The organism is Actinophytocola sediminis, from assembly GCF_054779715.1.
In genome coordinates, this window is the sequence record NZ_BAAGXS010000024.1 from 19475 (window position 1) to 33526 (window position 14052).

Sequence of the window (14052 nt, forward strand, 5' to 3'; positions counted from 1 at the left end):
ATGAATTACTGGGGTGACTATTCGATCATCAAGAATAGTTGATCTCGGACTGTCGCTGGCCAGTCGATGAGGTACCGCAACGGTTTACGGAAACCTCAACCTGATGCCGGACGAACGGCCACCCGGTCATCGTTACTGTGAAGCCCGTTGTTCCGCCTGCCGATAGCGGCGAGCAGGGACAAGTCCGGACACGACAATCGAAGGGGAACGATGAAATATTCATTCGTCAAATCAAGGCCGGGGTCGCGCACCGCGGCTCGGCTGGTTTCGGTCGCGGCGCTGATCGTCGGTGTCCTCATCGCCGCCGCCCCGGCGGCGGTGTCCGCACCGGCCGAGTCGGCCGAACCGTGGACGGTCAGTGCCACGCCCGTGGGACCGTCGGCCAGTGACGTCGGCGCACAGTACTTCTCGTCCTGCTTCGGTTACCGTGGCGAATTCCGATCCGGTACCACCGTCGTCGCGGTGGACTGGTCGACCGATGTCGACGAATGCTTCGGTATCGCGCCAAATCGCACGATCTGGCACACCTGGCCGGGCGCCGGGCGCTGGCACCAGATGCCGGACAGTTCCGGTAGAGCCGATGACACCGGCACGATCTGGCTGGAATGGGCCAACGGTGATCGCCGCGTCTCGGCATGGGTGAACGGAACTGGCAACTGGTGCCAGAACTACTGGGCCGGGTCAGGTTGGGCCGCCAACTGGTGGAACTGCTGACCCTGGTCCGAAGGGCGGTTGTGGTCCCGGCCGGCGCACGCCGGCCGGGACCACGACCGACCGATCGGACAATCGCCATGGCCGCGAGCCGGTCGGGCCGCGCAGTCACCGGGGCACCGTTGGCCTGTTCACCAGAACCGTCGAGTTCTTCGTGGCGCAAAGCCATTTTCCGACGCCGAACGGTTCCTGGCCAGCTGCTCGTCGCCGGCGCACACGTCCGGTCAACACCGGTTGTCGGTGGCTGGCCGGTCATGTACCTCGCTGGTATACTGCGGGGTATGGGGTTCACATCGGCCCGCGCTGACGCGTTCGAGCAATACCGAGAATTGATGTTCAGCATTTCGTATCGAATGCTCGGTAGTCTTGCGGACGCTGAGGATACTCTCCAGGAGACGTGGTTGCGATGGAATCACGTCGACCGAGGGGCGGTCGACGATCCACGCGGCTATCTGGTACGTGCGGTGACCCGAACCTCTATCGACCATCTCCGCCGGGCAAAGGTGCGGCGGGAGAATTACGTCGGTTCCTGGCTGCCGGAGCCATTGCTGACCGAACCTGATTCGGCCGACAGCGTGGCGCGGAATGATTCGGTCTCGATGGCCGTTCTCGTGATGCTGGAGCGGTTGTCGCCGCTGGAGCGGGCAGTCTTCGTGCTGCACGAGGTGTTCGGCTTCAGCTACCCCGAGGTCGCGCGGGCGATCGACCGCTCGGAGGTCGCGGTCCGCCAACTCGGCAGTCGCGCGCGGGCGAACGTGCGCGGCAGCCGCCGCTTCGCGGCCAGCGGCCAGCAGGCCAGGCGGATCACCGAACGTTTCCTCGCTGCCTGTCTCGGCGGCGACCTCGGTGTGCTGATGGAGCTGCTTGCGCCGAACGTGACCATGTGGGTGGACTCCAACGGCCAGTCCGAGGGCGGGCCGAGGCAACCGGTGCACGGCGCGCCCGCGATCGCCGAGTACTTCGCCGCGGTCGCCGGCCGGTTCCCGGCCGGGATCCGTTCGCGCTATGTCGAGCTCAACGGCAGTGGCGGCGGGTTGTTCATTGTCGACAACGAGGTGTACGCGGCGTTTGTTCTTGACTTCGCGGCGGATGAGGACAGTCGCGTGGATGCGATCTGGGTCATTCGCGAGGAGAACAAGCTGTCGCGCATTCCTGTGGTCAACTAGTGGTCTTCCCGCACCGAGCCCACGTGTTCGGCCGTTGCGAGCCCACTACCGGCATCGTCCATGTTGGGGTGCGGTTCCGCCGGCAGAACCGCACCCCCGTCCATGGACGCCGGCGGACGATGACGTCTTCGCCGGGCTGCCGGTCAGGGCGTGGGGGAGATCTCCAACGCTGGATCGGGTGTGACCAACGGGAATTCCAGTCCGTGTCGGAGCTGTAGGCTGATCAGCGCGAGATTGTTCGCCGAGACGACCTGTTCGATGATGCGGCCATTTCGTAGCCGCACCGTGTGGGTCTCGATCGTGGAGCCCCGCTCACCGGTCGGCGGCTGGCCGTGGAACGGTCCCGTGTTGTGCCAGTCCCAGGCGTAGCGGAACACCGCGCGGGTGTAGTCGGCGTTGTGGAACTCGTCGTGCAGCGCTACGCGCAGTCCCGGGTAGGTCGCGTGGAACCCGGCCGCGACCTTGAGGATGGCGTCCAGGCCGACGACCTTCCAGGCAAAGGGAGCGTAAAGAATGACGTCTTCGTCGTACAGCTGGGCAAACGAATCCCAGTCCTGGGCACCCCAGGTCACGACGAATTTCTCTCCTAGCGAACTCATGGTTTCACCCCTTGTGATGGTGGCTACCCCGACCGACGCACCAGAGCGCCGGACTGTGACATGGCGCTGGCATCGGATGGCTGAACTCACGCGGAGTGACGCACTGCGGCTGGTCGAAAGCTTTGGAATAGGCCGATTGAGGGAACTAATCATTATCAAAGTTACGACATCTCTGGCCGCCTTGTGGGAAGTTGCGCAGGAGTGTGGACAGATAGGCGGGAAGAAACCAGAATCGGGTGTCGTAGCGGTGGAAAATAACGTGTGCGAGAGGTACGAGCCATGTGGCACCTGGTAGTCCTGGTTGTGAGGATCTCGTCAGCCAGATGACCTGTGGTGGTCCGCTGACGATGGGGGAACCGGAATGACGTTCACGTGCACGCCCCTGGGCGGGCTGGGTGGGGACGCGGCGGCCCAGCCGCCACGCTTCTTCGGTCAGCTGCCGCCGTTGTTCGGCAGGGACACGGATCTGCTGACGCTGACGGCACATCTGTGCAGGTCCGACACCCACCTTTCCACCCTGACCGGACCTGGTGGGGTCGGTAAGAGCAGGCTCGTGGCAGCGGCTGTCGACGAAGTCGGCCGGTTGACGTCGGTCACCGTCGTGCTCGCCGACCTGCACGACGTGGACACGGCGAAGGACGTGCCGTGGGTGATCGCCCGGGCTCTCGGCGAGCGTTTCGGGGGTGCGTTCGACTCCCCGGTCGCCGTGGCCGATCTGGCGTCGATCATTCCGCCGGACCGCACGGTGCTCCTGGTGCTCGACGGTTGCGAGCAGGTGGCGGAGACGGTGGTCGCCGTCGTGAGCGACCTGCTCTCCAACCGCAATCGCCTGCGGATACTCGTCACGAGCCGGCGGCCGCTGCGATTGTACGGGGAGCGGCTGTTGCCGCTGTATCCGTTGCCGACGCCGCGCTGCGCACCCGTTGACGCCGTGACGGAGTTGCAGGAGTACCCGTCGGTGGCGCTGTTCGTCGACAGGGCCAGGGCGGTGGATCCGTCTTTCGCCCTGACGGCCGAGAACGGGGGGCCGGTCGCGGAGATCTGTGCACGGATGGACGGCCTGCCGCTGGCGATCGAGCTCGCCGCGTCGCGATTACGACTGTTCTCGGTCGGCGCCCTGGCGGCCCGACTGCGTGCTGGCGACTACGGCGCGGTCGGCAAGAACATGGGCAAGTCTCCCCGGCACTGGTCGGTCCACGCGCTCACCCAGGGCAGTTTCCGGCTGCTCGACGCGGAGCAGCAGCGCCTGCTGTTGAGGGTCGCGGTGTGCGCGAGACACGTTGGGCTACATACGGTCGAAGACCTCGGCGGGTTGGCGTCGCACCAGATGGAGCACGTCCTGGAGCCGTTGGTCGCACTCAGCCTCGTCGCGGTGCGGCGCGGCGCGGGGGACCCGCGGTTCGCTGTGCTGGAGACGGTTCGAGTGTTCTGCCTCGACCGGCTCAGGGAGCTCGGCGAGCTGGTCGAGGCGAGATCCCGGCACGCGGAGCACTTCCATGATCTCGCCGAGCGCGCGCGACCTCAGCTGACCGGCCACGACCAGGGTCACTGGCTCGGTGAGCTCGAGGCAGCACAGCATGACCTACAGGGCGCGATGGAGTTCCTGCTGGACCAGGGCCGGTCGAGCGAGGCCGCGAACATCACGGCGGCGATGCACCGGTTCTGGCTGGTCCACGGACATCTGAAGGTTGGCTGCCGCCACCTCGCCGACGTGTTGGCGACGACGGCGATCACCCCGTCGCTGGACGGTGAGCTGAACGCGGCGCGGGGTGCGCTGGCCGCGGCGATGGGTGACGTGTTGCTCGCGTCGGAGTCGTTCCATCGGGCGAGCAAGGCCTATCGAGCGTGCGGCGACCAGGACCGGGAACATGCCGTGCTCGCGCAACGCCAGGCGGTTCTCCAGTACGCGGGCGAAGGACTGAACGGCCGACTGGTCGACTATGTGATCCGGTCGGCCGTCCGCGCCGAAGCTCCGGCGGAGATCGGTGACGCGGCGCTCGCGCTCGCCATGTCCGACCACGATCTCGAACGCCGTGAGCAACTGCTGGATGCCGCCAGGCAGGCGTACGCACGTCACCATGACGCGCGCGGCACCGGCCTGGTGCTCGCCGAGCAGGGCGAGGTCGCGCTGGCACGCGGTCAGGTCGACGTGGCGGAACGGTCGTTCAGGCTGAGTCTGGAGAAGTTGCGGTCGGTCGGCGAGCGCACCATGTTGCCGACCGTGCTCGACGCGTACGCATTCCTGTTGTCGCAACAGGTTCCGGGGCAGGAGGATAGGGTCGTCCGGGTGATGTCGGCGAGCTCGTCCCTGCGCAAGGCCACCGATGCGTCGCCGCTGCGAACCCGGCGATCCTCACCGGTGGGGCCGCTGCGCCAGTTGCGTCGCCAACTCGGCGGCCAGCACTTCGAGGACCTGTGGCACGAGGGGCGCCTGCTGAGCTCCGGCGCCGTGGTGGCCGAGATGCTGGCGGCGCCGCTGATGGCCGGCACCGGGCGGACGACCTCCGCGCCGAGGCAGGCGAAGCTCACGCCCCGGCAGTACCAGATCGCCTCCCTGGTCAGCAAGGGCCTCACGAATCGTCAGATCGCCAACCAGTTACAGATCTCGGAGTGGACCGCGGTCAACCATGTCCGGCAGATCATGCAGCGACTCGGCCTGCCTTCGCGCATCCACGTCGCCCAGTGGGTGTTGCAGGCCGGCGACACCGGGTCACTGGACGATCATGGTCTGTAGCACGTCGTGGTCGACCTTGCCGCAGGCGTCGCGGGGCAGGCTGTCCACGTGGATCAGGTTCGTCGGCAGGTACCACTCGGTCATGCCGCGCCAGGTCAGGAAGTCACGCAGGTCGGCAAGTGTCGGGCAGTGACCACGGGCCGCCACCACGGCCCAGGCCTGCTCGGCGCGGTCGGCTCCGTGGTGTCCGATCATCGCCACCTCCCGAACCGCCGGGTGCTGCTGGAGTTCCTTCTCCACCTCCTCGATCGGGATCATGAACATGCCGCCGATCCGCCGGTTCGCCCGGCCGGCGAAGCGGAACCCGCCACGGCCGTCGGGGTGGACCAGGTCGCCGGTGTCGAACCAGTCGTCGGCGGTGTCACATGGCCGGCGCACGTCCCGTTCACCGGAGGCGTTGGTGTGCCACATCGAGGAACACAGCGAGGGCCCACGTACCCACAGCCGGTGCATCCCGCCGGCACCCGGCACCGGACGCAGGTCCACCGACAGTCCTGGCAGCGGCCGGCCGTCGCTGTGCGCCGCCCACCTGTCGGGATCGTCCTCCCTGATCCGCACACCCATGCCGACCTCGGTCATGGCCCAGCAGGACCGGACCGGTACCTCGAACTCGTCGACCAGTTGGTGCACGAGGTCATCGGGGGTCGGTGCGGCACCGGTCTTCAACAACCGCAACGAGGGCAGGGCCCGTGGACGTGCCCGCTGGGCGTCGAGCATCTTGGAGAGGAAGACCGGGGCGCCGAAGAGCTGGGTCACCTCCGCGGTGGCGATCAGGTCGAGTTGCCGGTCGGCGTCCCAGACGTCCTGGTACACGCCGGTTCCGTTGGCCAGCAAGGGTCCCCAGATCGAGTAGAGCAGGCCCGCGCCGCCGGTGAGCGGGTGGGGCGTGCAGAACACGTCGTGCTCGTCCCACCCGCGTTCGACCGGCCGCGCGTGCCCGGCTATCCCGGCGAACATGGAGTTCTCGGTGTGTGCCACGGACTTTCGCTGCCCGGTGGTGCCAGAGGTCAACAGCATCAGCCGTGCCTCGTCCATCGCCGCGCCGGAGGGCAGGGGCGGCAGCATCCGGACCAGGTCCTCGTGCGGGGTGTTGAGGAAGTGGTCGGCGAAGTCGATCGCTCCGTTGTCCGGACGTTCCCCGTGCACGACTCGGAACCGCAGTTGTGGCAGTCTGCGCGCCATTTCCTCCAGGGCCGACGCCAGCTCGGCGCCCTGCCAGGTCTGCGGCGTGACACACAACCGGGCCCGCGCCTCGGCGAGGATCAGCTCCACCTCTCGTGGCCCGATGCTGGCCTGGATGGGTACGGCCACCGCGCGCAGCCACAGGCAGGCCAGCGTGAGCGCCGTCGTCTCCCACCAGTCCGGCAACTGGAAGGCCACCGCGTCACCCCGTCGGATGCCCAGGACCTGCAGCGCCGCGGTGAACCGGCGGACATAGCGCAGAAGCTCGCCGTACCGCACCGTGACGACCCGACCCGCCGCCGCGCGGTAGGCGATGATCGCGGGCCGGTCCGGGTGGGTGGCGGCGGTGTTGACGAGGTCGTGCAGAACGGACCGGTCGCGCCACCAGCCCGCGCGCCGATAGCGGGCCGCCAGCGACGGCGGCGGCCGCAGGCTGAACGGGTCGACCGTCATGACGACCGTTCTCCCGTTGCCCCGGCGGTGGCCGGTGTCTCCGATGACGGGGCGGGCGCCGGCCTGGGGTGCCGCGGCAACCACAGTGCGAGCACCATGCCGGCCAACTGGACGGCGGCGGTCAGGACCAGCGCCACGGTCGCGGCCGTGGTGAAGCCGCTGGCGAACACGTCCTGGGTGACCCGCGCCGTCTGCTCGGCGGCCTGTTCGGTCAGCCCGGGCGGTGGCGCGATCCCACCGCTCTGGCCGGTGCCGACGTCGAGGCCACGGTCCACGGCCGCCGCGACGCTGTCCTGGAAGCCGTCCCGCGCTTCCGGCGGCACCTCGTCCAGCCGCTGGCCTGCCTGGTCGGTCACCGCACTGGCGAGGCGGTTCTGCAACAGCAGGCCGACGACGGCCGCACCGAGCACGGTGCCGAGCTGGCGAGTGGTGGCGAGCACGCCGGACGCGGCGCCGGCCAGCTCCGGCGGGACGTCCCGCATGGCCAGCGTGTTGATCGGGGGGAACACCAGGCCCATGCCGATGCCGAACAGGATCAACCCCGGCATCAGCACCCAGGGGCTGGAGCCGGGCTCGGCCATCAGCCCCGCCAGCGCCAGACCTCCGCCGTAGAGCAGCAGACCGGGCACCAGGATCGCCCGGCCACCGATCTTGGTCACGAGGCTGCCCGCGAACGGGGAGAGGAACAGCGAGATCACCGAAGGTGGCACGAGTACCAGGCCGGCGACGACGGCGGAGAGGCCGAGCACGGACTGGAGGTAGATGGTCAGCGGCAGCAGCAGACCCACGGTGGCGAACAGGATCACCGATGACAGGGTCACCGAGATCGAGAACACCCGGTTGCGGAACAGCTGGAACGGCAACAGCGGGTCGCGGTCCTGCCGGCGTCGCTGCAGGAAGAAGAAGACGACGAACAGGACGAGCCCGGCGACGAGCACGGCGGGAACGGTGACGAACGAGAACACCGTGCCCCACCCGAAGCGCTGGCCCTCGATCAGGGCGAAGATCACCAGGAACAGCGCCACGGTCGACAACAGCACGCCGGGCAGGTCCAGCCGCGACCGGCGGCCCGAACGGGCGTTCGGCACGACCAGCACCGCCGCCACCACGGCGAGCACGCCCAGCGGCACGTTGATGAAGAAGATCCAGCGCCACCCGACGGAGCTGACCAGCAAGCCACCCAGGGTCGGGCCGGCGACGATGGCCAGCCCCGCGACCGCCGACCAGATGCCGAACGCCGTGCCCCGTTTCGCCGGCGGGAACACCGCGGTGATCAGTGCCAGCGTCTGGGGCATCAACACGGCCGCGCCGATGCCCTGCCCGATTCGGGTGACGATCATCTGTTCGGCCGACTCCACCAGGCCGCAGGCGGCCGATGCGACGGTGAAGATCACCAGCCCGGCGATGAACATGTTCCGCGACCCGAGCCGGTCACCGAGCCGACCGGACAGCATCTGCAGTGTGGCGAACGCCAGGGTGTACGCGTTGACGAACCACAACACCTGGTCGAGTGACGCCCCCAGCCCGGTGACCATGTCCGGGATGGCGATGTTCACGATCGTGGTATCCACCAACGTCATGAAGAAGCCAACGAGCAGTACGCTCAGTACCACCCACGGGTTTCGTTCCCGTGTCTGCATCCAGGTTCCTCCTCGGATCGCCTCGCTCCCAGTACCCGACGCAGCCGGGACCGAGACCGTGACATCTGGGGTCAGAGTCGCTCGATGTGTGGGGCGGGCACGAGGCGGTTGCGGCAGTCGAGGACGTAGCTGGCGTGGGTGGCGACCAGGTCGTAGTCGAAGGCGTCGTGGTCGGTGAGGATCACCACGGCATCCGCCGAGGTGATCTCCTCCACCGTCAGGCTCACCCGAGCGACCCGAGGGTCGATCGGTACGGTCTCCCGGACGTGCGGGTCGGCCGCCCGCACTTCGGCCCCGGTACGGATCAACGCCTCCGCCGCGCGCACCGCGGGAGACTCCCTGGCGTCACCGGTGTTGCGCTTGTAGGCCAGGCCGAGCACGAGCACCCGGGAGCCGTTGGCGGAGCGATGGCGTTGGTTGAGCGCCTCCACCAGGCGTTGGACCACGTACTGCGGCATCTGGTTGTTGACGTCGTTGGCCAGGTCCACGAACCGGAACCGTCGACCGAGCTGCCGTTCGACGCGCCAGGACAGGTACCGGGGGTCGACCGGCAGGCAGTGGCCGCCCACGCCGGGGCCCGGGTTGAACCGCATGAACCCGAACGGCTTCGACGACGCGGCACCGATGGCGTCCCAGATGTCGACCCCGAACTCGCGTGCCACCACGGCCATCTCGTTGACCAGCGCGACGTTCACGTGCCGGTAGGTGTTCTCGATCAACTTGGCCAGCTCGGCCGTCTTGAGGGAGGGCACCGGAACGGTCGACTCGACCAGGGTGTCGTAGAACTCACGCACTCGTCGCAGCGACTCGTCGTCCACCCCGGAGACGAGCTTGGGAGTGCGTTCGAACGTCCAGTGCTGGTTGCCGGGATCGATCCGTTCCGGGCTGTACCCGAGCTGGAAGTCCGGGCCCGGCGCCAGGCCGCTTTCCTTCTCCAGCAAGGCGCCGAACACGTCCTCCGTGGTGCCCGGGTAGGTGGTCGACTCGAGCACCACCAGCGCGCCGCGGGTCAGGTGCGGTGCGATCGCCATCGCCGCACTCTCCACAAAGGACAGGTCAGGCACGTCGTCGCGCAACGGGGTCGGCACGGTCACCACGGCCACGTCGAACCCGGCCAGCGCGGTCGAGTCCGTCGTCGGTTGGTAGTTGCCGAGCGTCAGCACCCCGGCCAGCCGCTCGTCGGACACATCCTGCACATAGGACCGACCGGAGCGCAGCCGCCCGATCCGGTCCCCGTCCACGTCGTAGCCGATCACCGAGTGCCCCGCCTCGGCCGCCCGCACGGCGAGCGGCAGGCCGACGTACCCCTGGCCGACGACCACAAGTTTCACCACAGCGATTCCCGGCTCAGCCGACATGGACGAACATGAGGTTCCCGGCCAGCAGCGCCACCACTCCCCATCGATGGATGGTGACACCGGCCTTCCGTGCGATCAACGGCTTTCCCGCGATCAGACCGTTGTAGGCCTGCCTGGCGCGCATGAACACTGTCGGCACCAGGAACAGCCCGAACCACAGTGGCGCGACCCCGAGTGCGAGCGCGACCACGATGACCACCGTCTCCAACAGACTGAGGCCGGCGATGAAACCGCGGTAGGTCGCGGGGGAGACCCGGGTGGCCAGGTTGATCCGGCCCGCCTCGCGATCGCCATCGACGTCGTTGATGTTGGAGTAGATGGAGACCATCAGGCTCCACAGTCCAAAGAGGAACGACTCGAGCCACATCAGCCCGGTCACCTCCTCGTTCACCATGGTGAACGGGACCAGCACGCAGAGACCGGTGCACAGCCACAGGGCCAGCTCCTGGCCACCCCGGTAACTGATCTTCAGGCCGTAGGAGTACTGGATGAACGCGAACGCGCACAGCGCTGCCCCGACGACGCCCAGGAGCGACACGTGCGGTGCGGCGGCGAACGCGATCACCCAGAGCGCCAGGCCGAGGATCGTGCACGTGTAACCGAAGCGGAGCGCCTGGGTCACCGTGAGCCTGCCGTCCAGCAGGGGTTTGCGATCCCTCGCGCGCAGGGACTGGGCGGGGTCGTAGTTGCGGGCGTCGCTGCCGTCCCGGAAACCGGTGACGTCGTCGAACGCCACGGTCGCCGCGACCACACCGACCCAGCCGAGGTTGAACAGGATGAGCACGATCCAGACCCTCGGCTCCTGTTGCACCGAGGGGGTCAACAGGGCGAACACCACGAGGATGCAGGTGTAGTAGTCCCAGAACGAGAGTTTGGCCAGCTTCACGTACGCGCGTAGCCGTTCCCCAGTCGGGCTCATGGCCGAGGTCATCGCGTCGAATCCCCCTCCGGTGCGGGCTTGCGGCCCACGGTGCTGATCATTACCTGGCTGAGCCAGTGGTTGTTCGGGTCGGCCATCTCCTCCAGGGCGAGCTCTATGCGCGCGTCGGTGACCAGGCCGGCCGCGGCGATCCGCGGCCACATGAACTCCAGCCACAACATGTAGTGCCTTGCCTGGTCCGAGCCGCCGCGGACCATCACGGTCCGGCCTTCCGCGGACGTCTCCAGCCCGGCCTCGAGCAACAACCGGAGGTCGACGTGGCCGCCACGCGGGTCATGGCCGGACTGGCGCATCAGGCCGTAGCCGGCAGTCCGGACGTCCTGCAGGAACTCCTCGGAGTGGAAGCTGCGGAACAACGTCGAGGAGTCGGTGTCCTCCAGGAAGAGCAGGCCACTGGGTCGCAACGCGCGAACCATCCGCGCCACCACGTCGGCCCGGTCGGGCAGGTGCTGCACGACCATCCTGGAGTGGATCAGGTCGAATGTCTCGGCCGGCAACTCGTCGACCCGCACGTCGTGCTGGCGCACCTCGACCTGCGGCAGGTCGGCCAGTGCCTGCCCGGGTACCCGTGGCTCCACCAGCCGCAGGATCTCCAGGTCGGTGACCAGGACCTGGCCGGTCGGGCCGACCCGGTCGGCCAGCCAGCGGGCGACCGAGCCGGATCCGGCGCCGATCTCCACACACCGCCAGCCGGCGGTCACGCCGAGGCGGTCCAGCCGCTCGAACGTGCCAGGGTCCCAGATGGCCTCGTTGGTACGCAGCCGTTCGGTTTCCTTGACCCAGGTCGGGTCGAATACGTATTCCTTCTCGGAGACGGTGCTCATGGCTCTCTCAATCGAAGAACTCGCATACGGTGTCCGCGATGAACTCGACGTTCTGGTCGGTCAGATGCGGCCAGATCGGGATGCCGAGATTGGTGGCGCTCGCCTGCTCGGCGTTGGGCCAGCGCTGCCCTTCCGGTGCCCACGCGGAGAACGCGGGCTGCAACGGCAGGGGGGTCGGGTAGTAGATGTGGGTGCCGATCTGTCGGTCGCTGAGGTAGGCCCGCAAGTCCTCCCGGCGGTCCACCAACAATGAGTAGACGTAGTAGCAGCGGCCGTTGCGGCCAGGGGGCGGAGCCAGCACGCCGCGGTCGGCGAGCGGGGCGAACCGCTCGGAGTAGTAGTCCGCGATCTGTGCGCGCCGCTCAAGGCGATCGGCGAACGTGGGCAGCCGGTGGAGCTGGAACGACGCGATGATCTCGTCGAAACGGCTGTTCTGGCCGATCCGGTGGTGGGTGAAGCGATGTCTGCCGTCCTGTCCGTGGTTGCGCAACATCCGGCACAGCGTCGCCAACTCGTCGTCGTCGGTCAGTACCATGCCGCCCTCGCCGGTCGTGCCGAACGCCTTGACCTGGAAGAAGGAGAACACGCCGAGGTCGCCCCAGCGGCCGGCCGGCACGCCGTCGAGCACCGCGCCCTGCGCCACCGCCGAGTCCTCGATCACCGGCAGTCCGTACTCGAGGCCGAGCTTGCGGAACTCCGGCATGGCGGCCATGATCGAGAAGATGTGCGCCGGCATCAGCGCCTTGGTCCGTTCGGTGATCAGTGCGGGGACCTGTGCGGGGTCCATCACCATCGTCCACGGGTCGACGTCGGCGAAGACCGGGGTCGCGCCAATGTTGATCACCGAGCTCGCCACCGGCTGGCAGCAGAACGCGGGCACGATCACCTCGTCGCCCGGCCCGATCCCCAGTGCTCGCACGCAGAGTTCCAGCGCACCGGTCGCGCTGCCACACGCGATCACGTGCCTGGCCCCGGTTTCGGCGCGCAGCGCGTCCTCCAGCGCCTTGGTCTGCTCGCCGAGGATGAAGTGCTGGCTGGCTCCGGTTCCGTGGCGGTACACGATGTCGAGCAGTTCCTGGCGATCCTGCTCGAACAGGTCCGGTGGGAAGAAAGGCAGCGTGGTCATGTCCGGCTCCCGGTGTAGAACGCGCTGATCGCCGCACAGACCCGGTCGACCTCGTCGTCGGTGAGGTCCTGGTAGAACGGCAGCGCGACCGCGCGTTCGCAGGCTGCCTCGGCGTTCGGGAAGTCGCCCCGGCGGTAGCCGAGGTGTGCGAAGCAGGGCTGCAGGTGCAGCGGTGACGGGTAGTACACCTCGGTGCCGATGCCGTGCCGGGTCAGGTGTTCGACCAACCCGTCGCGGTTCTCCACCTCGATGGCGTACACGTAGAACACCGGGTCGCTCCTGACCTCACGCTTGGCCAGTGAGGGCAGGCGCAGCACGCCAGGTACCGCGCGAAGGCGTTCGGTGTACGCCTCGGCGAGCGCGGCTCGGCGGGTGATGTTCGTGTCCAGGTGGGGGAGTTTGCCCATCAGGACACAGGCCTGAATGTCGTCCATCTTGCTGTTGGTGCCCGACCTGCCGGACAGGTTGGAGATACCGGCGATGTGGTCGGTGGTGCGGCCCATCCGGCCGTGGTGGCGCAGGATCCCTGCCAGCTTGGCCACCTCGGGGTCGTTGGTCAGGATCGCGCCGGCGTCGCCGAGCGCGCCGAGTGTCTTGGTGGGGAAGAACGACAGCACCCCGCCCTTGCCGAGCAGCCCCGCGTGTGTGCCGTCCCAACGCATGCCGATCGACTCCGCGCTGTCCTCGACCAGGGCCAGGTTGTGCCGTGCGGCGACCTGACCGATTCCGGTCATGTCGGCCATCTGCCAGAACAGGTGGGTCGGCATGATCGCGGTGGTCCGCTCGGTGACCGCGGCCTCGGCCGAGTCCGGGTCAAGCGAGTAGCTCTCCGGGTCGATGTCGGCGAACACCGGCTTGGCCAGCGCGAGCGCGACCGACGACGCGGTCGCGACGAAGCTGAACGCCGGCACCACGACCTCGTCGCCGCGCTCGACGCCCGCCGCGCGCAGCAGCAGGGTCAGTGCGTCGGTACCGCTGTTGACGGCCAGCACGTGCGCGGCGCCGGTGTAGTCGACCAGCATCTCCTCCAACTCCACGACCTGCCGGCCGTGTGAGTACTTGCCTCGGTCGAACAGGGCATTGAGGTGACGGCTGATCTCCGGCCAGCAGTGTCTGAACGAGGAGGCCTGCGTGAAGAAGGAAATGGGTGACGCGGGCACTGAGTTCACCTAGTCGCCCTCCAGAATTCGTTATGCACCTGCGTGAGCCGCAGTCTGAGATGAAACCTAATGGAGATCTTTTCGGATAGGCAATAGCAATACCTTGGCTGGGTCGCGGCATTGATATGGCTGACATCAGCCATGCGGCCGAGATGTGCG

General features: G+C 67.8%; 11 protein-coding genes. 3 read left to right on the top strand and 8 right to left on the bottom strand.

Annotated features, from left to right (window positions below):
• The first annotated feature begins 147 nt into the window (after nt 1-147).
• Together ACYVIP_RS16395 and sigJ are read left to right on the top strand one after the other, a co-directional pair.
• Nucleotides 148-714, top strand: coding sequence for a hypothetical protein (locus tag ACYVIP_RS16395; protein WP_460397029.1), 567 nt, complete (start codon nt 148-150; stop codon nt 712-714).
• A 278-nt stretch (nt 715-992) separates the two neighbouring features.
• The gene (gene sigJ, locus ACYVIP_RS16400; protein WP_460397031.1) at nt 993-1877 is read left to right on the top strand and encodes an RNA polymerase sigma factor SigJ; all 885 of its coding nucleotides are present in this window, start codon (nt 993-995) and stop codon (nt 1875-1877) included.
• A 143-nt stretch (nt 1878-2020) separates the two neighbouring features.
• Here the strand turns inward: sigJ and ACYVIP_RS16405 are convergent, their stop codons facing one another.
• A complete protein-coding gene (locus tag ACYVIP_RS16405) occupies nt 2021-2449 on the bottom strand; it encodes an ester cyclase (RefSeq protein ID WP_460397033.1) in 429 nt (142 codons plus the stop codon).
• A gap of 388 nt (nt 2450-2837) precedes the next feature.
• On the opposite strand from ACYVIP_RS16405, the gene ACYVIP_RS16410 reads away from it, so the two are divergent.
• Entirely contained in the window at nt 2838-5210 is a 2373-nt protein-coding gene (locus ACYVIP_RS16410; RefSeq protein WP_460397035.1) for a LuxR C-terminal-related transcriptional regulator, read from the top strand.
• On the opposite strand, the gene ACYVIP_RS16415 is transcribed toward ACYVIP_RS16410, so the two are convergent.
• The 7 genes from ACYVIP_RS16415 to ACYVIP_RS16445 form a co-directional block, all read right to left on the bottom strand.
• Entirely contained in the window at nt 5187-6845 is a 1659-nt protein-coding gene (locus ACYVIP_RS16415; RefSeq protein ID WP_460397037.1) for an AMP-binding protein, read from the bottom strand. The two genes, ACYVIP_RS16410 and ACYVIP_RS16415, sit on opposite strands and share 24 nt — an antisense overlap.
• On the bottom strand, nt 6842-8485 hold the full coding sequence (locus ACYVIP_RS16420) for an MFS transporter (RefSeq protein ID WP_460397039.1): 1644 nt from the start codon (nt 8483-8485) through the stop codon (nt 6842-6844). The genes ACYVIP_RS16415 and ACYVIP_RS16420 overlap by 4 nt, the downstream gene beginning before the upstream one ends.
• A gap of 71 nt (nt 8486-8556) precedes the next feature.
• Nucleotides 8557-9816: a nucleotide sugar dehydrogenase gene (locus ACYVIP_RS16425; RefSeq protein ID WP_460397041.1), complete on the bottom strand. Its 1260-nt coding sequence runs from the start codon at nt 9814-9816 to the stop codon at nt 8557-8559.
• A 16-nt stretch (nt 9817-9832) separates the two neighbouring features.
• Complete coding sequence (locus ACYVIP_RS16430; RefSeq protein WP_460397043.1) at nt 9833-10762, bottom strand: UbiA family prenyltransferase; 930 nt, start codon at nt 10760-10762, stop codon at nt 9833-9835.
• An 8-nt stretch (nt 10763-10770) separates the two neighbouring features.
• Nucleotides 10771-11607, bottom strand: a complete 837-nt coding sequence (locus ACYVIP_RS16435; RefSeq protein ID WP_460397045.1) for a class I SAM-dependent methyltransferase — start codon at nt 11605-11607, stop codon at nt 10771-10773.
• A gap of 7 nt (nt 11608-11614) precedes the next feature.
• Complete coding sequence (locus ACYVIP_RS16440) at nt 11615-12733, bottom strand: DegT/DnrJ/EryC1/StrS family aminotransferase (protein WP_460397047.1); 1119 nt, start codon at nt 12731-12733, stop codon at nt 11615-11617.
• Nucleotides 12730-13893: a DegT/DnrJ/EryC1/StrS family aminotransferase gene (locus tag ACYVIP_RS16445; protein ID WP_460397049.1), complete on the bottom strand. Its 1164-nt coding sequence runs from the start codon at nt 13891-13893 to the stop codon at nt 12730-12732. Before ACYVIP_RS16445 ends, ACYVIP_RS16440 begins: the two co-directional genes overlap by 4 nt.
• Nucleotides 13894-14052 lie beyond the last annotated feature (159 nt).